This window comes from Massilia sp. UYP32 (genome assembly GCF_050434365.1).
Taxonomy (GTDB): domain Bacteria; phylum Pseudomonadota; class Gammaproteobacteria; order Burkholderiales; family Burkholderiaceae_D; genus Telluria; species Telluria timonae.
Genome location: NZ_JBNDIK010000001.1, coordinates 295,748 through 319,150, shown reverse-complemented (window position 1 = coordinate 319,150; position 23,403 = coordinate 295,748). Strand labels below are relative to the sequence as shown.

Sequence of the window (23,403 nt, the reverse complement as noted above, 5' to 3'; positions counted from 1 at the left end):
TTCACCACAAAGGACCACGATGACCATGAATACCCCTGCCCTGGAGGCGAACGGCGTGACCGTCGCCTACCAGTCCGCGCCCGTGCTGCGCGACCTGTCCCTGCGCGTTGCGCGCGGCGAGATCTATGCCCTCCTGGGCGGCAACGGCGCCGGCAAGTCGACCACCATGAACACCTTCCTCGGCTTCACGGCGCCCCGCTCCGGCAGCGTGCGCGTGTGCGGCATCGACGTCGCCGCCGACCCGCTGGCCGCGCGCGGCCAACTGGCCTATGTGCCCGAGAACGTGGCCTTGTACGAGCATCTGGACGCCCGCGAGAACATCGAATACTTCCTGCGCCTGGCGGGCAGCAGTTGGAGCGACGCCGGCATCGACGCGGCCCTGGACGCCGTGCGCCTGGACGCCTCGGCCTGGAAACGCCGCCTTGGCGGCTATTCGAAAGGCATGCGCCAGAAGGTCGCGATCGCGCTGGCCGTGGCGCGCCAGGTGCCGGTGCTGCTGCTGGACGAGCCCACCACCGGCCTCGATCCGCAGGCCACCAGCGAGTTCAACGCCCTGCTGCAGGGCCTGCGCGGGCGCGGCAGCGCGATCTTCATGGTCACCCACGACCTGCTGGGGGCGGCCGAGGTGGCCGACCGCATCGGCTTCCTGGAGCGCGGCCACATCAGCCATGAAGTCGCGGCCGGCGGGGACGAACGCTACGACGTGCGCGACCTGTACCGGCGCTATGCCGGAACGACGCAGGCAAAGGAACCGGCATGAGCGCCACCATCAGGCAAGCGCTGCCCGCCATCGCCCGCAGCGAATGGCGCGCCATGCTGCGCAACCGGGTGGCGGTGGCCGCCGGCATCCTCATGCTGGCGCTGACCCTGGCCGCGATCCTGGTCAGCCACGAACGCGTGCAAGCCGTCGACGCCGAGCGCGCGCGCTTTCAAGGCACGGCCGACGCACAGTGGCACAACCAGCCGGATCGTCATCCGCACCGCGTGGTGCACTACGGGCACTACGTGTTCCGTCCGCTGAGTCCCCTCGCCTTCTTCGACTTCGGCGTCGATCCGTTCACCGGCAACACGCTGTTCCTCGAAGGCCACCGCCAGAACAGCGCCAACTTCAGCGATGCGGGCCAGTCCTCGGTGCTGCTGCGCTTCGGCCAGCTCACCCCGGCCTTCGTGCTGCAGGTGCTGACGCCCCTGCTGATCGTGTTCCTGGCCTTCGGCAGCGTCGCGCGCGAGCGCGAGCGCGGCCAGCTGCGCCTGCAGATCGTGCAGGGCATCCCCGGCGCGACCCTGTTGCTCGGCAAGCTGGCCGCGCATGCCGGCGTGGCGCTGCTGCTCGGCGCTCCCGCCTTCATCGCGCTTGCCGCGATCGCGCTGCTGCATCCGGCGGCGGCGCCGCAGGCGCTGACGATGCTGCTCGGGTATGCGCTCTACCTGCTGCTGTGGGTGGTGGCGGCGGTGCTGGTGTCGGCGACGCTGCCGCGCGCGCGCGACGCGCTGCTGGCCCTGGTGGCCGGCTGGATCGTCACCGCGATCCTGCTGCCGCGCGTGATGCCCGACTTCGCCGCCGGCGACGTCGGCCGGCCGAGCCGCATCGAAACCGAAGTCGCGATCCACGAGCGGCTGGCGGCGATCGGCGACAGCCACAATCCCGACGACCCTTATTTCAACGCCTTCCGCGCGCGCACCCTGGAGAAATACGGCGTGCAGCGGGTCGAAGACCTGCCGGTGAACTATGGCGGCCTGTTGATGGCCGAAGGCGAACGCCTGACGAGCGAACTGTTCGACGAATTCATGCGCGCCGACTTCGCGCGCCAGCGCGAAGAGAACGCGATCGTGCATTCGGCCAGCCTGTTCAGCCCCGTGATCGCGCTGCGCCGCATGTCGACCGCGCTGGCCGGCACCAACCTCGACAGCCACGCGCGCTTCCTGGGCGAGGGAGAAAAATACCGCTACGCCTTCGTCCAGGCGCTCAACGGCCTGCACGCCAACGTGGTCTCGCCGCAGGGCGCGGGCGACGAACGCATCGACAAGCACCACTGGGACGACACGCCGCGCTTCGGCTATCCGCCCGCGCCCTATGCCGAGGTGGCGGCGCGCCATGCCTGGCCAGCCTTCGCCCTGCTGGGCGGCTGGTTGCTGGCCCTGCTGGGCGCTGCTTATCCCATCGCGAAACGCCTGGAAAGGAAGGCCAAATGAAAACGCTGACATTTGAACTGCGCCAGGTCGCGCATTCGCGACTGGCCGTCGGCGCCGTCGTGCTGCTGGGACTGTTGTGCGCGCTGTCGGTCTGGACCGGCCTGCAGGCCGTGAGCCAGCAGCGCGCCGCTCTCGAGCGCATCGCCGCCAGCCACGCGCAGGACCATGCCGCCATCGCCGCCAGGCAGCTCAAGGGTGGCGTGGCCGAAGCCGGCTCGGTCGGCTACTACCTGCCGCACCTGACGCTGAACCCGCCATCGCCGCTGGCCTTCGCGGCGATCGGCCAGCGCGACCTGCAGCCGCAGGCCCTGCGCGTGCGCCTGCTCGGCCTGCACTCGCAGCTGTACGAGTCCGAGGCCATCAACCCCGAGCTGGCCATGCCGGGCCGCTTCGACTTCGCCTTCGTGCTGGTGTTCCTGGCGCCGCTGTTCGTGATCGCGCTGATGCACGACCTGGTCTCGAGCGAGCGCGAAGCCGGCCGCCTGCGGCTGCTGGCGTCGCTACCTGCCGCCGCCGACACCTGGCGCCGCCGGGTCGGCCTGCGCTATGGCCTGGTGTGGCTGGCCACCCTGCTGCCGCTGGCCTGTGGCGCGCTGGTGGCCGGCGCCGCTGTGGCGGACTTCGCGGCGATCGCGCTGGTGGCCACGCTCTATCTGGCCTTCTGGTTCGGCCTGGCGAGCTGGGTCGCGGCGCGCGCCCGCACCTCGAGCAGCAGCGCCGCGATCCTGCTGGCCTGCCTGGTCGGCTTGACGATGATCCTGCCGACCCTGGCCGACGCCGCGATCGCGCGCCTGTCGCCGGTGTCGAAAGGCGTCGAGCTGGCGCTGGCGCAGCGCCAGGCCGTGCACTCGGGCTGGGACATCCCCAAGCCGGAGACCTTCGAAAAATTCTTCCGCGCCCACCCCGAGTGGAAGGACACGCCGCCGGTCGAAGGACGCTTTCACTGGACGTGGTATTACGCGATGCACCAGGCAGGCGACGATGCGGTCGCCGCCGACGTCGCCGAATACCGCGCCAGCATGCAGGCAAGGGAAAGCTGGACGGCGCGCGTCGGCCTGGTGCTGGCCTCGGTGAACGTGCAGGTGCTGCTGCACCGGCTGGCCGATACCGACCTGGCGGCGCAGCTGGCCTACCAGGACCGTATCGCCGCCTATCACACGCAATTGCGGCGCTTCTTCTATCCCTACCTGTTCGAGGAGCGGGCGATGACGGAGGACGATCTGGCGCAGCTGCCGCGGTATGAGCATGTCGCGGCGCCCGGCCGCCTGCCGACAGGTCAGTTGCTGGCGCTGGGCGCGCTGGCGCTCGCGCTGGTCTCGATTGGACTACGCAAGCTGCGCATCTGACTCGTGGCGCAGACGAAAAAAAGCCAACCGTCGGGTTGGCTTCTTCGTTCCGTTGGCGTCAGGCGGGAATCAGAACTCTTCCCAACCGTCGCCGACATCCGCGGTTTCGGCTTTCCTGGGCTTCGCAGCGGCAGCCGGGGCGGCTTGCGCCTTGGGCTTGGTCGGCGCTGCGGGATTGGCCGGCTTTGCGGCCGCCTTCACCGGCGCTTTCGCCACCACCGCCGGCAAGGTCGTCGTCACGCGCGGGGCCGCCGCACTGGCGCGGCTGCTGCCCGCCTGATTCAGCTTGAACGCGCCCACGGTCTGCGCCAGCGCAGTCGCTTCTTCCTGCAGCGAGGCCGCTGCGGCCGACGCTTCTTCCACCAGCGCCGCGTTCTGCGTGGTCACCTGGTCCATCTGGGCCACGGCGCCGTTGATCTGTTCGATGCCGGCGGTCTGTTCCTGGCTGGCGGCGGTGATCTCGGACATGATGTCGGTCACGCGGTTCACGCTCTGCACGATTTCCTGCATCGTGGCGCCGGCGCGCTCGACCAGCTCGGAGCCGTGGTGCACCTTGTCGACCGAGTCGTCGATCAAGAGCTTGATTTCCTTGGCCGCCGCCGCGGAACGTTGCGCCAGGCTGCGCACCTCGCCCGCCACGACCGCGAAGCCGCGGCCCTGCTCGCCGGCGCGCGCCGCTTCCACGGCCGCGTTCAGCGCCAGGATATTGGTCTGGAAGGCGATGCCGTCGATGACGGCGATGATGTCCACGATGCGGGTCGACGAGGCATTGATCGCGCCCATGGTCTGCACCACCTGCTCGACCACCGCGCCGCCCTTGCCCGCCACTTCCGAGGCCGAGGTGGCCAGCGCGTTGGCCTGGCGTGCGTTGTCGGCATTCTGCTTCACGGTCGAGGTCAGTTCTTCCATCGACGAAGCGGTTTCTTCCAGCGAACCGGCCTGCTGCTCGGTGCGCGACGACAGATCCAGGTTGCCGGCCGCGATCTGGCTCGAGGCGGTGGCGATGTTGTCGGTGCCGGTGCGGACCTGGCTCACGATCTTCACCAGCGAATCGTTCATGTCCTTCAGCGCCTGCAGCAGGCGGCCGGTCTCGTCCTTCGAAGTCACTTCGATGGTCTGGGTCAGGTCGCCCTGGGCCACCGCGCCGGCGATCGCGACCGCCTGCTCCAGCGGACGCACGATGGCGCGCACCAGCACCCATCCGACGAAGGCGGCCATGATCAGGCCGAACACCAGGCCGGCCAGGCAGACCGCGCGCACGATCTCGAAGGTCGATTGCGAGGCCTGGTATTCCTTCAGCGCCGCGTCCTGCTGCTCCTTGACCAGCCTGGCGCCGAGATCGGCCACCGGCAGGTACAGCGTGGTCATCTTGCCGTTGAGCTGGGCCACGGCGCCGGCGTTGTCGCCGGCACGGATCGCGGCCATGGCCGGGCGGATGCCCTGCTCGACGAATACCTTGCGCGCCTCGGTGAACTGTTCGTACAGGGCCTTCTCGCCGGCAGTCATCGGCAGCTGGCGGTAGCTGTCGAGGATCTTGCTGATCACCGCGATGTTCGCGTCGACCGACTCGAGCGCGGCATTGCGCTGGCCGCTGTCTTCCAGGTTGACGGCCTTGGCGACGGCGAGCTGGTTGGTGGTGATCAGCTGGGTGACCTGGCCCACCTGGCTCAGGCCCACCAGGCGGTGGTCGTACATCTGCTTGAGTTCGGTGTTGGCGACGCCGAGGTTGTAGATGCCGATGACCGCGCCGGCGACCAGTTCGACGGCCAGGAAGGCGATGACGAAGATGAGGCGCGACTTGATGCTGAGATGTTTGAACATGATTCGCTGGCCTAAGCCCATGGATAAAAAAATGTGGTATCCATTGGATTATAGAAACATTGTTCCCTTTATGGGAAGCATTGAGTATTTCCTTGCGTTATGACTTATCTTCCGTCGCAGTGCAGCAACAGATACACACATCTGGCGCGACCGCACGATATTCCTCCGTCAATATGCTCTGAGCGCATAAGCAAAGGTGACATTAACACTACGTCAAGGCAACTTTGCCGATAGAATGGCGCGATTCCTTGCTTCAACCCGAGTGTTATGACCTTCCCCGTCCTCCTGAACCTGGCCCTCGCCCTGGCCATCTGCGCACTCCTGTATGGCATGCAGGCCCGCCACGCCTCGTTCACCAAGCGCGTGTTCGCCGGCCTCGGGCTGGGCGTCGTGTTCGGCGCCGGCCTGCAGGCCGTGTACGGCGCCGGCGCGAGCGACATCGTGGCCACCAATGCCTGGCTCGACGTCATCGGCAGCGGCTACGTCAAGTTGCTGCAGATGATCGTCATCCCACTGATCATGGTCTCGATCGTGCAGGCCATCCTCAAGCTGCGCGACGCGGCGTCGCTCGGCAAGATCAGCACCCTGACCATCGGCATCCTGCTCGTCACGACCGTGGTCGCGGCCTGCATCGGCATCGCGATGGCCAAGCTGTTCGGCCTGTCGGCCGTGGGCCTGACCGCGTCGAGCGCCGAAGTCGCGCGCGGCGAATACCTGCAGGGCAACCTGGCCACGGCGCAGCAACTGTCGCTGCCGTCGCTGCTGCTGTCCTTCATCCCGGCCAATCCCTTCCTCGACATGACGGGCGCGCGCAAGACCTCGACCATCGCGGTGGTGGTGTTCGCGGTCTTCATCGGCATCTCGGCCGTCGGCATCGCCGGCAAGAAGCCGGAAGTGTTCCAGTCCTTCAGCGGCTTCGTGCACGTGGCCCACGTGATCGTGATGCGGATGGTGACCCTGGTGCTGCGCCTGACCCCGTTCGGCGTGTTCGCGCTGATGGCCAAGATGGTGGCCGGTTCGAGCCTGCAGGACATCCTGGGCCTGCTCAACTTCGTGGTCGCCTCGTATGCGGCGCTGGCGTTGATGTTCTGCGTGCACCTGGCGATGGTGGCCGGCGTCGGACTCAATCCGCTGCGCTACCTGAAGAAGATCTTCCCGGTGCTGGTGTTCGCCTTCACCTCGCGCACCAGCGCCGGCTCGATCCCGATGAGCGTGGCGACCCAGACCGCGCGCCTGGGCACGCCGGAAGGCACGGCCAATTTCGCCGCCTCGTTCGGCGCCACCATCGGCCAGAATGGCTGCGCCGGCATCTATCCGGCGATGCTGGCGGTGATGATCGCGCCGACGGTCGGCATCGATCCGTTCACCGTTGCTTTCCTTTTACCTCTGCTGGCGATCGTCGCCTTCGGCTCGATCGGCGTGGCCGGCGTCGGCGGCGGCGCCACCTTCGCGGCCCTGATCGTGCTGTCGGCGATGGACTTGCCGGTGGCGCTGGCGGGCCTCCTGATCTCGGTGGAGCCGCTGATCGACATGGGCCGCACGGCGCTGAACGTCAGCGGTTCGATCGCGGCCGGCAGCGTCACCAGCCGGGTGCTGGGCCAGACCGATATGCGGGTGTTCCAGGACGATGCCGACGTCAACCTCGACGGCGAGGAACAAGCCGTGTAAGCACGCGTAAACATCGCCGCGGGCGCCAGCAATCGTGCGCTGACGCCTTGCCGAATCCGTCATGATGACGCCATGTTAACTTTTCGGCGGACGGCGATGGAGCAGAAATGGCCACAGGAGATCTGGCTGGTCAGGCATGGACAAAGCGCGGGCAATGTTGCGCGTGACCTGGCCGAAGCCGCCGCCGGGCACCGCATCGACATCGCCGACCGCGACGTCGACGTGCCGCTGTCCGACCTGGGCGAGCGCCAGTCCGAAGCCCTGGGCGCCTGGTTCGCCGCCCTGCCGCCGCACCAGCGTCCCAACGTGGTGCTGCATTCGCCCTACGTCCGCGCGACCGAGACCGCCAACATCCTGATGCAGCGCCTGGAGCGCGACGAGCTGTTGTGCGTGCGGTCCGACGAGCGCCTGCGCGAGAAAGAATTCGGTGTGCTCGACCGTCTCACCACGCACGGCATCGCCCACCACTTCCCCGATCTGTACGAACAACGCCAGCACGTCGGCAAGTTCTATTTCCGCCCGCCGGGCGGCGAAAGCTGGTGCGACGTCATCCTGCGCCTGCGCAGCGTGATGGACACGCTCGAGCGCGACTTCTGCGGCGAGCGCGTGCTGATCGTCGCGCACCAGGTCACCGTGAATTGCTTCCGCTACCTGTTCGAGCACCTGAACGAGGCGCAGATCCTGGATTTCGACCGCGCCGGCGACGTGCCCAACTGCTCGGTCACGTCCTACGAGTTCGACCCCAACCAGGGCAAGCGCGGCGACCTGGCGCTGCGCCTGGTGAACTTCGTGGCGCCGCTGGAAGCGACCGGCACCCCGGTCACCGTCGCCAAGGACTTGCCCACCTCGCCCAAGGCCTGAGGCCGCACCATGGATTCCACCAATCACACCGTGCACGACGTCGATGCCGACTATCTGGCGGCATGGCCGCTGCCGCAACCACAGGCCGAGGGCGACAAGGAATTGCGCGGCCACGTCCTGGTGCTGGGCGGCTCGCGCGAGATGCCGGGCGCCATCATCCTGGCCGCCACCGCGGCCCTGCGCGCCGGCGCCGGCAAGCTGACCATCGCCACCGGGGCCAGCGTGGCCCAGCTGGTGGCGCTGGCGATGCCCGAGGCGCGAGTGATCGGCCTGCTCGAGAACGACACCGACGGTTTCCACCTGGACGCACTAAGCAGCCTGGATCCGCTGGCCGACAAGGTCGACGCGGTGCTGGTCGGCCCCGGCATGCGCGACGCCCCCTGCACCGCGCGCCTGGTGCACGCGCTGCTGCCGCGCCTGGACGCAGCCGGCGTCGGCCTGGTGCTCGATGCCTGCGCCATGGACGTCATGCTGCACATGCCGCACGACTGGCCCGAGGGCAAGCCGATGCGCTTCGAGCGGCCCGTGGTCATGACCCCGCATTGCGGCGAGATGGCCCACCTGACCGGCCTCGAGAAAGAATGCCTCGTCGGCGCGCCGGACGCGCCGGCGCTGCAGGCGGCGCGCGACTGGAATGCGGTGATCGCGCTCAAGGGCGCACGCACGGTGATCGCGGCGCCGGACAGCACGCTGTGGCAACACGAAGGCGCAGGCAATATTGGCCTGGCCATTTCAGGGTCGGGCGACGTACTGGCCGGCATCATCGCCGGCCTGCTGGCGCGCGGCGCGGCGCCGGAACAGGCGGCCTGCTGGGGCGTGGCCTTGCACGCACGCGCCGGCGACCGCCTGGCGCAACGACTGGGCACCCTGGGATATTTGGCGCGAGAAATCTCCATGGAAGTTCCCGCGCTGCTGGAACAGCTTGCTCACACCGACCATATCAAGCGCAGCGCCGATGACCGGAACATCCGGCCCGTGCCGGGAGACGAACAGCTGGGTGCTTGACTTTTGCCCGGCGAAAGAAAACTCTGTAAAAAATGTTACGGAGTTTCGCAAGAGTGCGGTATCTAACGAACCGGCAGCCGGGCATCCGGTCTAATGGGCACAGTTGGATTGAAGTACGCACCGGGGCCGCGTATTGCGTCGGTTCCCTGAGTGTTCCTCCCTTGAATTGCAAAGGGGTGGAACTAACTGGCGCCGTTGTTCTTCCAGCGCCTCACCAATGAGCTGGAAGCTGCGGCACAAAGATAGACGTAAACGAGGAGTTTAAAAATGAATGCAATGACCAAAGCACCAAAAATCCTGCTGACCGCCGCGGTTCTGGCCACCCTGCTGGGCGCCTGCAAGAAGGACGACGCAGCGACCACCACCACCCCGGCCGACACCTCGGCGACCATGCCAAGCAGCACCTCGGGCGCCACCGGCACCACGGGTGACGTGGGCACCGGCGCAACCGGCACCGGCACCACCGGCACCACCGACATGGGCACCAGCGGCACCACCGGCGCGACCGGCACCGCCGGCGACACCAGCGGCGCGGCAGGCACCACCGGCGCGACCGGCACCACCGGCACCGGCACCGCCGAAGGCGCCACCGGCACCACCACCACCGATCCGCAGACCACCACCACGCCGCCGACCGGCACCACCGGCCAGTAATCGATTGGCCAACGCCCCGAACGACGCCCTGCGCGCGGGGCGCGCTCGGGGTAGCGCTCTACCCAATACCAGCACCCGGCCCCTCACGGCCGGGTTGTTTTTTTTCAGGCCCGCACCTGCCGCCGTCGGCTAGTCAGTCGTGCGCTGCTTTGCCGCGACGTCGCGGATCAGATTCTCCACCATCGTGAAATCGGCCGGCTTGGTCAGGTGATGATCGAACCCCGCCTCGCTCGACCGTCGCCGGTCCTGCTCCGCCCCCCATCCCGTCAGCGCCACCAGCGTCGCGTCTTCCATGCCCGGAATGCGGCGCATCGCCTCGGCCGCCTCATGGCCGCTCATGTCGGGCAGGCCGATGTCCAGGAACACCACCTGCGGCAGGTGTTCTCCGGCGAGGCGCAATGCCGCGGCGCCGTCGTTGGCGACGCTGACGGTGTGGTCGTTCATTTCGAGCAGGGCTTGCAAGGTCTCGGCCGCGTCGACATTGTCGTCCACCACGAGAATGCGCAGCATGCCGCCCGGTGTGGCGGAGACCGGCGCGGTCACCGGTTCGGGCGCGGCTGCGGAGGGCAGCCCAGCCAGCGCACCCTGCGGCAACGGTAGCCACACCGTGAACCGGCTGCCCATGCCGGCGCCGGCGCTGCTGGCCGCCACCCGGCCGCCGTGCAGCTTGACCAGGCGCTGGACCAGGTTCAGGCCCACGCCCAAGCCGCCCTGCGCCATCCCGCTGCCGAGATGGGCTTGTGCATACATATCGAATATCGTCTCCAGCGCCGGCGCGGCGATGCCGATGCCGTTGTCCGACACCGTGAGCGCCACCTCGTTCGCCTCGACGCGCACCACCAGCTCGATCGCGCCGCCCTGCGGCGTGTACTTGGCCGCGTTGTTGAGCAGGTTGCTCAGCACCTGGGCCACGCGGTGGCGGTCGGCGTGCAGCGCCAGCGGTTCCTGCGGCAGGCGCACGGACAACGCGTGCTTGCCGGCTTCCACCAGCGGCATGCTCATGTCGACCGCCTCGCGCACCACGTCGTCCAGCCGCACCCGTTCCAGGCGCAGGGTCACCTTGCCCTCGGCCAGGCGCGCCATGTCGAGCAGGTCGTCGACCAGGTGCACCATGTGGTCGACCTGGCGCCGCATGATGGCCTGCACGTCGCCGCCGGCGGCGCCGATGCGCATCAGCTCCAGCCCCGAACGGATCGGGGCCAGCGGGTTGCGCAGCTCGTGCGCCAGCGTGAACAGGAAGTCGCTCTGCGCGCGGTTCTTCTGTCCCAGCTCGTTGGCCAGGCGCTGCAACTCCTGCTCGGCGTACTTCTGGCTGTCGATGTCGAGGGTCACGCCGTCGAAGCGCTCCGGCTGGCCGTGCTTGTCCAGGCCGCACCAGCCGATCGCCCGCAGCCAGCGCGGCGCGTCGCCCGCCACGGTGCGGAACTCGAGGTCGAGCGGCGCGCCGGCGCGCACCGCGTGCGCCACGCTGCCGGCCAGCCGCTCGCGGTCTTCCGGGTCGACCGCCGCCAGCAGCGTGTCGACCGAGGCCGCGCGCGCGCCGTCCAGGCCGAAGTGCAAGGCCATCTCGGCATTGAGCTGGAACTCGGTGAACGGCGCGTCGGCATACCAGACGCCGATGTCGCCCGCCTCGGACACCCGCTCGAAGCGCTCCTGCAGCATCTTGCGCGCATGAACGTCGATCACCGTGCCGACGTAGCCGTCCGGCTCGCCCGCCGCGTTCGCGCGCGGCAGGCCGGCGTCGATGAACCAACGGTAGCTGCCGTCGTGGCAGCGCAGGCGGTAGTCGATCGAGAACGGCTCGCGCGCCGCGCTCGCGGCCAGGAAGATCTCGCCCGAGCGCTGGCGGTCGTCGGGGTGGGTATTGTCGAGCCAGCCCAGGCCCAGGTCCTGTTCCGGCGTGCGGCCGGTGTAGTCGTACCAGCGCTGGCTGAGATAGGTGCACTGGCCCTCGTTGTCGGTGGTCCACAGCATGGCCGGCGAGGCGTCGACCAGCGCCCGCACATGGGCTTCGCGCGCCCGCGCATCGCGCTCCATCTGGCTGCGCTCGCGGCCCAGCGCCACCTGGGTGCGCACCCGCGCCAGCAGCTCGTTGGCCGAGAACGGCTTGACCAGGTAGTCGTCGGCGCCGGCCTGCAGGCCCTCGACCTTGGCTTCCTCGCCGGCGCGCGCCGACAGCAGCATCACCGGCAGCAGGCGCAGCTCCTCGCTGGCGCGGATCTGCGCGATCAGGCCGAAGCCGTCGAGCTTCGGCATCATCACGTCGCTCAGCAGCAGGTCGGGCGGGTCGGCCAGCGCGAGTTCGAAGGCGGCCTGGCCGTCGGCGCAGGCGCGCACCTCGGCGTGCGGCTCGAGCAGCGCCTTGAGGTAGGCCCGCATATCGTTGTTGTCGTCGGCGATCAGGATGCGCGGGCGCGCCTGGCCGGCCATGTCGACCGGCGCCGCCTGCTCCTCCTCGTGGGGTTCGGCTTCGGCGTCCGGCAGCCAGCGCAGCGCTTCCTCGACGAAGGCGGAGCCCATGCGCTGGCGGTCTTCCATCGCGTCCGGCGCGTGCAGGATGCGGTCTTGCGGCAGGTGGGCCTGGCCAAACGGCAGGTCGACGTCGAAGCGCGTGCCTTCGCCGAACACGCTCGAGACGGCGATCGTGCCGCCGTGCAGGCGCACCAGTTCCTGGATCAGGGCCAGGCCGATGCCGGTGCCTTCATAGGTGCGTCCCGGCGCGCCCTCGATGCGGTGGAAGCGTTCGAACATGCGCGGCAGCTCGTGCCCGGGGATGCCGGTGCCGGTGTCCTGCACCGACAGCCGCGCCATGCCGGCGTGCTCGCGCAGGCTGATCGTGACGCTGCCGCGCAGGGTGAACTTGAAGGCGTTCGACAGCAGGTTGAAGACGATTTTTTCCCACATGTCGCGGTCGACGTAGACCGGCCGGCCCAGGTCCTGCAGCGCGACCTTGTAGTCCAGGCCGCCCTTGGCCATGGCCGACTCGAACACCCCGGCCAGGTCGAGCGTCAGGTGCGCCAGGTCCACCGGCACGTAGCTGGCCTGCACCCGGCCGGCCTCGATGCGCGAGAAGTCGAGCAGCGAGTTGACCAGCTTGAGCAGGCGCAGCGCATTGCGGTGGGTGACCTCGATGCGCTTCCTCTGGGCCGCGCTCATGCTGTCCGCGGCGTCCGCCAGGGCGTCGTCGAGCGGACCCAGGATCAGGGTCAGCGGGGTGCGGAATTCATGCGACACGTTCGAGAAGAAGGCGGTCTTGGCGCGGTCGATCTTGGCCAGTTCTTCGGCCCGGCGCTGTTCCTGCTCGTAGGCGATGACGTTGCCGACCGCGGTGTTCACCGCCGCCCCCAGCAATTCGTAGAAGTTGCGATAGTCGGCGTCGAGCGCGCGGCGCACGCTCACGCCGGCGACCACGAAGCCGAACAGCTCTTGCTGGCCCGGCAGGGAAAGCGGCAGCACCAGGGCCGAGCGCGGCGGATCGTCGTAGGGTCCGCAGGCCGCGCCGCCGAGCCGTTCGGCGACGTCGTCGACCTGCGCCGCCGCGCCCGTGGCGGCGCAGCGCGCGAACGGCCAGCAGGCGTCGTCCAGACGCGCCGACTGCGGCGCCAGCGCGCAGTGCGCCGGCAAGCCGCCGCCGCCGCGCAGTTCCAGGTTTCCGCTGTCCTGGTCGATCTGGTAGAACAGCAGGAAAGGCACGTCGGCCTGCATGCGCTCGACGTGGACCGTCAGCTGCTGGCCGATCTCGGCCATCGAACGGGTCGATGCCAGGCTGGCGGTCAGGTCGCGCAGGCCCTGGGTGCGGCGCGCGCCCAGCACCTGGGCCGTGGTCTCGGTGATCGGGTGGAAGACGCCGCCCACCGCCCCCGACTCGTCGCGGATCGGCGAGAACGAGAAGGTCATGTTCGCTTCCTCGAGATAGCCGCTGCGGTCGAGGAACATCTGCTGGTCCTTGATATAGGCGCCCTCGCCCTGGTGGGCGCGTTCGAAGGCAGCCCCCACCACCGGCAGGGCCGAGGCCCAGATGACCTTGAACGGCGCCCCCATCGACGCCGGATGCAGGTCGCCGCAGATCGGGCGGTAGGCGTCGTTATAGATCTGGATGTCGTCCGGCCCCCAGCACACCAGGATCGGGAAGGTCGACGACAGGCACAGGCTGACCGAGGTGCGCAGGCTCTGCGGCCATTCGGACAGCGGCCCGAGCGGCGTCTTCGACCAGTCCATGCTGCGGATCAGTTCGCCCATCTCGCCGCCGCCGGCGAGCCAGTTCATATCGGAACCGGCAGGTGTGGAGGGTGATGGGATTACTGACATGGGCATGGAGACCTAACGGCGGGAGGGATGGAAGACGGGATTCTTGAAACACTGTTCACTACTACGCAAGCAGTTCAGTATCGAATTATCCACAAGGCACCCGCTATTAGACCATAACAACAGGAAATACTGACGCAACAACGGCGACTGCACGGCGAGCCCATGCGACCCGTCGTTGAAAAGACACGGCCAGCGCATGGCTGGCCGTGTAGGGGCAAAGGACGGCTGGCGCCGCCCGCAGGGTGAGGATCAGGCCGGGACGGCCTTGCCGCGACCGGTGACAAAGCGGCCGGCGCGGACGATCACGCGATAGACCAGGCGCACGAAGGTCAGGGTCAGGATCGCTTCCACGAAGGTCATCAGGAAGGCCGGCAGCGCGTTCCAGCGCTCGGCGCGGCGGCCATACTTGGCCAGCATGCGGTCGCGGGCGATCTCGATGCTGTCGTAGAAGGTCGGCACCACCAGCAGGGTCAGCACGGTCGAGGTGATCGTGCCGCCGATGATGGCGATCGCCAGCGGCTGGTAGAACTCGCCCGCGTCGCCGAAGGCCAGCGCCACCGGCAGCATGCCGGCGATCAGCGCGAAGGTGGTCATCAGGATCGGACGCAGGCGCTTGCGGCCGGCCGCCATCAGCGCTTCTTCGCGGTCCATGCCTTCGTGCTCCAGGGCGCGGGCGGCGTCCAGCAGCAGGATCGCGTTCTTGGCCACCAGGCCCATCAGCATGATGATGCCGATCATGCTCATCAGGTTGAGCGTATGCCCCGTGATGATCAGCGCCACGACCACGCCGATCAGCGACAGCGGCAGCGACATCATCACGCCGATCGGCGCGGTGAAGGAACCGAACTGCATCACCAGGATCAGGTACATCAGGGCGATGCCCGACAGCAGCGCGATGATCATCTCGGTAAACAGTTCCTGCTGGTCTTCGCCCGAGCCGCCCAGCGCCAGGCCATAGCCCGGCGGGAAGTCGAAGGTGCGCGCCAGGCGCATGGCGTCGGCCGTGACCTCGCCCGGCGAGCGGCCCTGGGCATTGGCCGAGACCGTGATCATGCGCTCGCCGTTCTTGTGGCGGATGCCCGACGGGCCCTTGCCCATGGTGATCGAGGCGATCTGCTCGAGGGGCACCATCATGCCGGTGCCGCCGACCGAGATCGGCAGGCGCTCGATGCTCTCGGTATTGACGCGGTCGTCCGGGTGCAGGCGCACTGCGACGTCGCGGGTCTCGCTGGTCGGGTCGACCCAGTCGCCCACCTCGATGCCGGCGAAGGCCACGCGCAGCGACTGGGCGGCGTCGTTGACCGAAATACCCATCATATTCGCCAGGCCGCGGTCGAGCACGATCTGCAGCTCGTTCTTGGGATCCTGCTCGGACAGGGTGACGTCGACCGCGCCCGGCACTTCGCGCAGCTTGGCCATGTAGGCGTTGGTCAGCTCCATCAGGCGGCGCGAATCGGGGCCGCTGAACTCGATCTGCACCGGCTTGCCGTTGCCGCTCAGGTCATCCATGACCGTGTACTCGGCGCCGACCAGGCGGCTGATCTTCTGGCGCAGTTCCACCGCGACCTCGGAGGCGCTGCGGTCGCGCTGGCGGCGCTTGCCGATGTCGACGTAGACCCGGCCGCCGTTCAGGTTGGCGTTGCTGTTGGTGTCCTCGGTTTCCGGCAGGGTGCGCGCCAGCTCGGCCGCCGCTTCCACCTTGCGGCGGGCATATTCGATGCTCGACGATGCCGGCACGCGCACGTCGATCATGATCGTGCCCGAGTCCATCTTCGGCAGGAAACTGGAGCCGCCAAAGCTCGAATGCAGGGCGATGGCGCCGACGAAGCTCGCCAGGGCAATGAAACCCATCCAGCGGCGATGGTGCAGCGCCCAGGCGATCACGCGGCCGTAGCGGTCGGCCTGGCGGTCGAACCAGTGATTGAAGCGGTCCAGCACGCGGCCGATGCCTTTCTTGGGCGCGCTGTGGTGGTCCGGCGGGTCGCCCCAGTAGGCCGACAGCATCGGGTCGAGCGTGAACGAGATGAACAGCGAGACGATCACCGAGCAGGTCACGGTGAGCGCGAACGGACGGAACCACTCGCCGGACACGCCCGGCATGAAGGCCACCGGCACGAACACGGCCATGATCGAGAAGGTCGTGGCGGCCACGGCCATGCCGATCTCGGCGGTGCCTTCGAGGGCCGCGGTGCGGCGGTCGGAACCCATTTCCATATGGCGCACGATGTTTTCGCGCACCACGATCGCATCGTCGATCAGCACGCCGATCGCCAGCGACAGGCCCAGCAGGGTCATGAAGTTCAGCGTGAAGCCGCACAGCCAGACCGCGATGAAGGCCGCCAGCACCGAGGTCGGCAGGGCCAGCGCGGTAATCAGGGTCGAGCGCCAGGAATTGAGGAAGGCATACACCACGAACACGGTCAGCACGGCGCCCAGCACCAGCGCCTCGATCACGTTGTTCAGGCTCGATTGCGCATCCTCGCCGCCGTCGCGGGTCACTTCCAGCTTGGTGCCTTCGGGCAGGTGCTTGCTCGCTTCCTTGACGACTTCATGGACCTTCTTGGCCAGCGCCACGGTCGAGGCGTCACGCGAGCGGGAAATCTGCAGGCCGACGTTCGGCTTGCCGCTGCGCATGGACAGGCTGTTGATGTCGGCGAAGCCGTCCTGGATCTCGGCCACCTGGTTCAGGCGCACGATGGTGTCGCCGTTGCGCTTGACCACGATCTGCGAAAAGTCTTCGGGACGCTCGATGCGGCCGATCAGGCGGATGCCCTTCTCGTCCAGCTCGTCGCGCAGCTTGCCGACCGGCGCATTGGTATTGCCGCTGCGCAGGGCATTGGTCACCTCCGTCACCGACACATTGAATTCACGCAGCTTCTCGGCGCGCAGCAGCACCGACAACTCGCGCCGCAGGGCGCCGTTGACGGCCACCGTCGAGACGCCGTCGATGGCGCGGAACTGGTCGGCCAGCACGTCCTCGGCATAGCGCGAGATCTCGGCATGGCTCTGGGTGCTCGACGACAGCGCCAGCGACATCACCGGCTCGGCGGCCGGATCGATGCGGCGCAGCACCGGCTCGCGCATCTCGATCGGCAGCTTGTAGCGCACCGCGGCGATGGCGTTGCGCACGTCGTCCGAGGCTTCGATCAGATTGCGGTCGAAGTCGAACTCCATCCAGATCGTGGCGCCGCCCTCATAGGAGTTGGAATTGACTTCGGTGACGCCCTGGATCGCCTGCATCTGCTTCTCGAGGCGGTTGGTGATCTCGCGTTCCGAGGTCTCGGGCGAGGCGCCCGGATACGGGATGTCGACCACGATGACGGGGATGTCGACGTCGGGGTTCTGGTTGACCCGCAGCTTGGACAGCGCGAGCAGGCCGATGGCCATCATCGCGACGATGATCACCACCGTCGCGACCGGTTTCTTGACACTGAAATTGGACAGGAACATCGTTGTTTTCCTTTTATTTTTCCCGTATTACTTGCCCTGGACCGGCGCCGCGCCGGCGGCCGAGCCGGCCGCGCTGGCCACGCGCGCGGCCGGCATGTCGACCTTCTGGCCATCCTTCAGGTTCGAGGTCGGGGCGCGCAGCACGACGTCGCCGGCGCTCAAGCCCTGCTTGACTTCGAAGTTGCCGGTGCGCGGGTCGCGCGCGCCGACCACCAGGTTGACCTTGGACAGGGTTTTATCCTTGATGCGCCAGGTATGGCTGTTGTCGCCGACCCGCACCAGGGCCGACTCGGGCAGCATCAGGGCGTCGGTGGCGGAAGCGTCGACGCGGCCTTCGGCGTACAGGCCGGCCACGCGCGGCTGGGCCTTGTCGGCGAAGCCCACCAGCACCTCGACCTGGCGCGTGACCGGGTTCGCCGCGGGGTCGATCCTCCTGACGATGCCGGCGAACTGCTGCTCGCCATAGCCGTTGACGCGGAAATTGACTTTCTGGCCGACCTTGACGGTGCTGACCGAATCGGCCGACACCGCGCCTTCGAAGCGCATGCTGGTCGGATCGATGACTTTCACGAGTTCCTTGCCGATGGTGGCGGTGTCGCCATTGGAGACCTTGCGCTCGGAGACGATGCCGTCGAACGGCGCGCGCACCGTGGTGCGGGCCAGTTGCTGGCGCGCGGTGGCGACGCGGCTCCTGGCGCCCGACAGCTCGCTCATGGCGTTGTTGCGCGCCATCTCGGCGTCGTCCAGGGCCTTGGCCGAGGTCATGCCGGAGGCGCTCAGGGTCTTGAGGCGTTCGAGCTGGCGGTTGGCCTGTTCCAGCGCCAGGCTGGCGGCGCGCTGCGCATCCTCGGCCGACATCAGGCTGTCGCGGATCGAGGTTTCATCGAGGCGCACCAGCACGTCGCCGCGCTTGACCGGTTCGCCGTTCTCCTTGAGCACCTGCAGCACGATGGCCGAGACTTCGGCGCGCAGGTCGGCCTTGCGTTCGGGCTGGATCGAGCCGGTGATGACCGGGCCGGACGAAATGGCGTCGCTCTGGATCGTCAATACATCCTCGGGCGCCACCGTCAGCTGCGTCGGCTTGTTGTCCTTGGCCTGGCCGGGGGCCGTGGCGAAATCCTTGCCGCAGGCGACGAGGCTTGAAGCGATGGCTAGAACGAGGAGGGTTTTGCGCAGCATTGTGGTTCTCCAGAGAAGGACTTGGTCTTTTTTATAAAAATGAGAATAGATACAGCCAGCGCGAAGTATTCAGGAGGGCCCTGATGGCGTCAATTGACGAACCTGTATAACGCCGAATTCGATGGATGAACTGCGTTTTTTGGCGATGAGCTGCATTCCAGCCCGGACGAGATGCGGGGTAAAACGGACAGGCGGACGTCCGGGGGATGGACGCCGCCATATGGACACGATCAGAAACCGCCGAGGACGGCGTTGATCAGGAAGCCCATGCCGATGCCGGTCAGGACCCCGCCGGCGATCTCGATCTTGGTATGGCCCATGCGTTCGCGCAGGATCACGTAGTCGGCCTTGCCGTCGTGCAGGCGGTTGAGCGACACCGCGTGGCGGCCGACGTGCTGGCGCAGGCTGTTGGCGTCGATCATGACGATGAAGGCGAGCGTGCAGGCCACGCCGAAGGCCGGATGGCCCATGCCTTCGCGCAGGGCGATCAGGGTGGCCATGCTGGACACGACCGCGCTATGGTTGCTGGGGAAGCCGCCATTGCCGACCAGGTCGAAGGCCCAGCGCCGCAGGCGGACGCTGGAAATGAGAAACTTGATCGGACCGACCACCATCCAGGTCAGTATGGGCGTCACGAGGTAGATAATTTCCATGATGTCTTATAGGTGAAAATGCTGGGCGGAATTATCTCAGAAGCAAGGCGCGGTGGGCGACTTTTGGAACGGACGCAGCAACCCGGGAAACGGTAATATTGACCCAGGCAGTCAATACAGACAAGGGGTATGTATGCGGCACTTCCGCTGGTCGTTCATCGTCACGGCAGTCCTGATGGCCCTGGCCGGCTGGTGGGGCTACGAGCACCGGGGCCTGCCCGGCCTGCTGCAGGCCCTGTGGATCACGGCCATCCTCGGCGTGCTGGAAGTGTCGCTTTCTTTCGACAATGCCGTCGTCAACGCCTCGGTGCTCAAGCACTGGAACGAATTCTGGCGCAAGCTGTTCCTGACCGTCGGCATCCTGGTGGCCGTGTTCGGCATGCGCCTGCTGTTCCCGCTGGTGATCGTCGCCGCCGCCACCGGCCTCGGCCTGCTCGACGTCTGGCACATGGCGATCGACAACCCCAACGAGTATTCGCGCCACCTGACCGAACACCACGCCGAAGTCGCGGCCTTCGGCGGCGCCTTCCTGTTGCTGGTATTCCTGAATTTCCTCTTTGACACGGAAAAAGAACTGCATTGGATCACTTGGTTCGAGGAAAAAGTCGGCCAGTACGGCTCCGAGGGACTGGCCGTGCTGCTGGCCCTGCTCAGCGTGATCGGCGCCATGAACCTGATGCCGGAAGAACGCAAGCTGGCGGTGCTGATCGCCGGCGTGACCGGGGTGCTGATCTATATCGGCGTCAAGTGGCTGAGCGGCCTGCTCGAAGAAAAGGAAGAAGACCCGTCGGTCGGCGCCATGATCTCGCAGGGCAGCATCGGCGGCTTTCTCTACCTGGAAGTGCTGGACGCCTCGTTCAGCTTCGACGGCGTGATCGGGGCCTTCGCCATTACCAACGACGTCGTCATCATCATGCTGGGCCTGGCCATCGGCGCCATGTTCGTGCGCTCGATGACCGTGTTCCTGGTCTACAAGGGCACGTTGCAAGAATTTGTCTTCCTCGAGCACGGGGCCCACTATGCGATCGGCATCCTGGCCCTGATCATGTTCGCCAGCGTGCACTATCACATCCCGGAATGGTTCACCGGGCTGTCCGGGCTGGCGTTCATCCTGGTGTCGCTGTGGTCGTCCATACGCTACCGCAGGAGGATCGCGGCCCAGGAGGCCGAGGTGGCGGCGCGGACCGGGTGAATCGGTAACGGCTGAGAATTGCGGTTTGCGATTACGGCAAGGCATGGCAGAATGAGCGCGCATCGCGTTTGCGCTGCCATATTGACAACCCGTGCCAACTTTTTTCGATCGCCCTGCCCGACCATGCCCAAAGCCCGCGCCACCGCCATCCTGCTGTCCGTCATCGCCGCCGTCGCCGTGCTCGGTTCCCTGTACACCTGGTTCACCCTGACCTGGGCCTATTCCGAAGGCGACCGCGCCGGCTATCTGCAGACGTTCTCCAAGAAAGGCTGGCTGTGCAAGACCTGGGAAGGCGAGATCCTGCTGTCGAGCATGCCGGGCGCGATTCCCGAGCGCTTCGCCTTCACCGTGCGCGATGAGGCGGTGGTGCAGCAACTCAATAATAATATCGGCCGCCGCGTGCAGATCAGCTACGAGCAGCACAAGGGCGTGCCGACCAGCTGCTTTGGCGATACCGAGTATTTCGTGAAGCGTGCGGTGACGGGGCCGGTCGATCCGGTGTCGCCGAGCCAGGCGCAGGGAGCGCCGGCGCCAGCGGCGCCCGCGCAATAACAGTGTAGGCGTAGGGTCGGCGGCCCAGCCGGCTGCGCGCCCCGGCCAACCCTAGTCCTTGTCGCGGTCCAGTTCGCGCTGGGCCGCGATCACTTCCGCCAACCGCGCCGCCGCCTGCGCGGCTGAGGTGTCGCCGGCCCGGGCCTGCGACTGCTTGAACCGTCCCAATACCTCGCGCGTCAGGTCGGCCGACACCGAGCGTTGGCCGGCTTCGACCTTGCGTTCGCCGATGACGCGCTCGGTGGCCGCCAGTTCGGCGGCCTGCTCGTCCTGGCGCTTGCTTTCCAGGTTCACCAGGTGCTTGCGCGCATCGGCCATCTGCAAGGTCGCCTGCGCCGCCTTGCGCTGCATCTCGGCATGCGCCTGGGCGTGTTCCAGCAGCGCGCGCTGGGCTTCGCGTTTCTCGACCGCCGACTGCACGGCGGCCTGCTCGACCAGCTCGCGCTCGCGCGCCAGCCGGGCTTGCGTTTCCTCGGCCTCGGCGCGCGCCTCGGCGGCCTGGGCGGCGGCATGTTCCGACGCCAGCCGCGCCGCCTGCGCCTCGTTGGCGCGGGCGTCGGCCGCGGCCTGGGCGCGCTGGGCGGCCAGCTTGCGCTCGACCAGGGCCAGCGACTCGCGCGCCGCTTGCGTGGCTTCGCGCTCGGCGCCGATCGCCTGCTCGGTCAGCGCCACCTGCTGGCGCTCGACCTCGGTGCGTTCGTGCTGGGCCTGGGCCAGCTCTTGCGCCCGGCGCGCATGCGCCTGCTGGGCGTCGCGCGTCGCCTCGGCTTGCGCCGCTTCTTCCGCTACCGCGTCCGCCTGGGCCTGCTGAGCTTCGAAGGTCGCGCGCTGGGCTTCTTCGAGACGGCGCTCGGCCTGCGCCCTGGCGGCCAGCGCCGCCGCCGCGGCCGCCTCGGCTTCGCTGCGCGCCTGGGCCGCCAGCATCAATTCCTGCTCGGCCGCCACTTTCCGCTCGAGGTCCGCCAGAGCCTGGGTCTCGGCCGCCACCCGCTCGCGCTCGAGCTGGGCCAGGCGCTCGGCTTCTTCGCGTTTTTGCGCAGCCAGTTGCGCGGCCTGGCGCTGCAGTTCGACCAGCTCGGCCTCGAACGCGACCGCCTCCGCTTCGTCGGCGTTGCGCTTGGCCTGGACCTCGGCCGCGGCCTGGGCCAGCGCCGCTTTTTCGTCGGCCAAGGCTTGCTCGCGCCGGTGCTCCTCGGCCTCGCGCTGGGCCGCCGCCACCGCCGCCTCGTCGGCCGCGCGGCGCGCGCGCGCGTCCAGCGCCGCCTCGGCCTCGGCCTCGAGCCGGGCTTGCACCTGCTCGTCCGCTTCTTCCTCGGCGCGGACGCGGTCTTCGGCCACCAGCTGCAGCTTGCGGTCGGTTTCGATCCGGGCCTCGGTCGCGGCCAGGATGCGGGCCTCGGCCTCGCGCCGCGCCTCGGCGCTGGCGGCGGCCATCTGTTCCAGCCGCTCGCGGTGGGTGGCGGCGTCGCGCAATTCCTTTTCGGTCTGCAGGCGCAGGCGCAGCGACTGGGCCGCGACGCGCTCGGACTCGGCCTGGGCCAGCGCGATCGCCTCGCGTTCCTGTTCGATGTGGGCCAGCGCGCGCGCTTCTTCCAGCGCGCGCGCCTCGGCCGCCGCGCGCGCGAACGCCGAGGCCAGGGCTACCTGGTCGGCGCGTTCGCGCTGCTGGGTCAGGTCGAGCGCCTCGGCTTCGGCCTCGGCCAGCTTCTCGGCGGTCTGGCGCGCGGCTTTTTCGGCGCGCTCGCGCTCGCGCGCCAAAATGGCGATGCGGGCGTCGGCGCTGGCGTTGTGCAGCACTTCTTCCTTGGCCGCTTCCACCGCCGCCATGCGCTCGGCGGCCTGCAGCCTGGCCTGTTCGGTATGCGCCACCAGCTCGTCGGCGGCGCGCGCGGCCTTGGCCGCCAGTTCGGCCTCGGCTTCCATCTGGAGCGCGGCGCGGCGCCGCGCTTCTTCTTCGGAGCGCGCACGGGCTTCCAGCGCCAGGCGGATCTCGGTGTCGCTCTTGACCCGCGCGCGCAGCTCGGCGGTCTCTTGCCGGATCGCTTCCAGGCGCTCGGCGGAGGCCTTGGCGGCGGCGCGCAGGGATTCGAGGCGGTCGCGGTTGGCCGCGATCGCGTCTTCGGATGCCTGCGAATTGGCCAGCGCGGCGGCGGCGGCGGCGGCGTCAATGGCGGCGCGTTCGTCCGCCAGCGCGCGTGCGCGCGATTCGGCGGTCTGGCGGCTTTCTGCAGCAACATTAGCCTTGGCCTCGGCTTCCACCCGCGCGATCGCTTCCTGGATTTCGCGCATCTCGAGGGGCTTGCGCGCGGCCGGCGCCGGGGCGGCCGCAGGGACCTCAGGCGCGGCGGCAGCCGCTTCAGGCCCCGAGTCGGGCGGAGCCTCGGCCGGCGCCATGCCGGCGGCCTGCGACAGGTCGATCGAGAAGTCGGCGTCGTCTTGCTTGGCTGGGTTTGGTTCCATGCGAGGTCTCAATAGCGGCGGTCGTTTCGATTATCCGGTAAATCCGTTCAGTACGCTACGC

General features: G+C 68.0%; 15 protein-coding genes. 9 read left to right on the top strand and 6 right to left on the bottom strand.

The annotated features are described in order from the left end of the window. Positions 1–25: 25 nt before the first annotated feature. From ABIB42_RS01415 to ABIB42_RS01405, 3 genes are read left to right on the top strand one after another with little or no spacing between them, the layout of a single operon-like run. Positions 26–760: an ABC transporter ATP-binding protein gene (locus ABIB42_RS01415; RefSeq protein ID WP_229409868.1), complete on the top strand. Its 735-nt coding sequence runs from the start codon at positions 26–28 to the stop codon at positions 758–760. Continuing rightward, on the top strand, positions 757–2,193 hold the full coding sequence (locus ABIB42_RS01410) for a DUF3526 domain-containing protein (protein ID WP_005669445.1): 1,437 nt from the start codon (positions 757–759) through the stop codon (positions 2,191–2,193). Before ABIB42_RS01415 ends, ABIB42_RS01410 begins: the two co-directional genes overlap by 4 nt. Continuing rightward, the gene (locus ABIB42_RS01405) at positions 2,190–3,539 is read left to right on the top strand and encodes an ABC transporter permease (RefSeq protein WP_184234295.1); all 1,350 of its coding nucleotides are present in this window, start codon (positions 2,190–2,192) and stop codon (positions 3,537–3,539) included. Before ABIB42_RS01410 ends, ABIB42_RS01405 begins: the two co-directional genes overlap by 4 nt. Positions 3,540–3,608: 69 nt before the next feature. Here ABIB42_RS01405 and ABIB42_RS01400 read toward each other — a convergent pair whose 3' ends face one another. Then, positions 3,609–5,360 (bottom strand): methyl-accepting chemotaxis protein, encoded by a 1,752-nt coding sequence (locus ABIB42_RS01400; protein ID WP_005669440.1) that lies wholly within the window; start codon positions 5,358–5,360, stop codon positions 3,609–3,611. Between the two features lie 267 nt (positions 5,361–5,627). On the opposite strand from ABIB42_RS01400, the gene ABIB42_RS01395 reads away from it, so the two are divergent. The 4 genes from ABIB42_RS01395 to ABIB42_RS01380 all read left to right on the top strand — a co-directional run bounded on the left by ABIB42_RS01395 (position 5,628) and on the right by ABIB42_RS01380 (position 9,548). Next, positions 5,628–7,028: an L-cystine transporter gene (locus tag ABIB42_RS01395; RefSeq protein WP_005669437.1), complete on the top strand. Its 1,401-nt coding sequence runs from the start codon at positions 5,628–5,630 to the stop codon at positions 7,026–7,028. A gap of 96 nt (positions 7,029–7,124) precedes the next feature. Further along, the gene (locus tag ABIB42_RS01390; RefSeq protein ID WP_429247751.1) at positions 7,125–7,889 is read left to right on the top strand and encodes a histidine phosphatase family protein; all 765 of its coding nucleotides are present in this window, start codon (positions 7,125–7,127) and stop codon (positions 7,887–7,889) included. A gap of 9 nt (positions 7,890–7,898) precedes the next feature. Beyond that, entirely contained in the window at positions 7,899–8,894 is a 996-nt protein-coding gene (locus tag ABIB42_RS01385) for an NAD(P)H-hydrate dehydratase (RefSeq protein WP_429247750.1), read from the top strand. A gap of 267 nt (positions 8,895–9,161) precedes the next feature. After that, positions 9,162–9,548 (top strand): hypothetical protein, encoded by a 387-nt coding sequence (locus tag ABIB42_RS01380; protein ID WP_429247749.1) that lies wholly within the window; start codon positions 9,162–9,164, stop codon positions 9,546–9,548. Positions 9,549–9,677: 129 nt separating this feature from the next. Here the strand turns inward: ABIB42_RS01380 and ABIB42_RS01375 are convergent, their stop codons facing one another. From ABIB42_RS01375 to ABIB42_RS01360, 4 genes are all read right to left on the bottom strand, one after another. Further along, complete coding sequence (locus ABIB42_RS01375; protein WP_429247748.1) at positions 9,678–13,814, bottom strand: ATP-binding protein; 4,137 nt, start codon at positions 13,812–13,814, stop codon at positions 9,678–9,680. Between the two features lie 291 nt (positions 13,815–14,105). Further along, positions 14,106–17,306, bottom strand: coding sequence for an efflux RND transporter permease subunit (locus ABIB42_RS01370; protein ID WP_429247747.1), 3,201 nt, complete (start codon positions 17,304–17,306; stop codon positions 14,106–14,108). A 27-nt stretch (positions 17,307–17,333) separates the two neighbouring features. Beyond that, on the bottom strand, positions 17,334–18,485 hold the full coding sequence (locus ABIB42_RS01365; RefSeq protein WP_429247746.1) for an efflux RND transporter periplasmic adaptor subunit: 1,152 nt from the start codon (positions 18,483–18,485) through the stop codon (positions 17,334–17,336). 230 nt (positions 18,486–18,715) lie between these two features. Then, on the bottom strand, positions 18,716–19,138 hold the full coding sequence (locus ABIB42_RS01360; RefSeq protein ID WP_005669415.1) for a divergent PAP2 family protein: 423 nt from the start codon (positions 19,136–19,138) through the stop codon (positions 18,716–18,718). A gap of 133 nt (positions 19,139–19,271) precedes the next feature. Here ABIB42_RS01360 and ABIB42_RS01355 point away from each other — a divergent pair, with 133 nt between their 5' ends. Next, positions 19,272–20,330 (top strand): DUF475 domain-containing protein, encoded by a 1,059-nt coding sequence (locus tag ABIB42_RS01355; protein ID WP_005669413.1) that lies wholly within the window; start codon positions 19,272–19,274, stop codon positions 20,328–20,330. Between the two features lie 123 nt (positions 20,331–20,453). Further along, the gene (locus ABIB42_RS01350) at positions 20,454–20,882 is read left to right on the top strand and encodes a hypothetical protein (protein WP_005669411.1); all 429 of its coding nucleotides are present in this window, start codon (positions 20,454–20,456) and stop codon (positions 20,880–20,882) included. A 51-nt stretch (positions 20,883–20,933) separates the two neighbouring features. On the opposite strand, the gene ABIB42_RS01345 is transcribed toward ABIB42_RS01350, so the two are convergent. Next, positions 20,934–23,342: a hypothetical protein gene (locus ABIB42_RS01345; RefSeq protein WP_184234313.1), complete on the bottom strand. Its 2,409-nt coding sequence runs from the start codon at positions 23,340–23,342 to the stop codon at positions 20,934–20,936. Positions 23,343–23,403 lie beyond the last annotated feature (61 nt).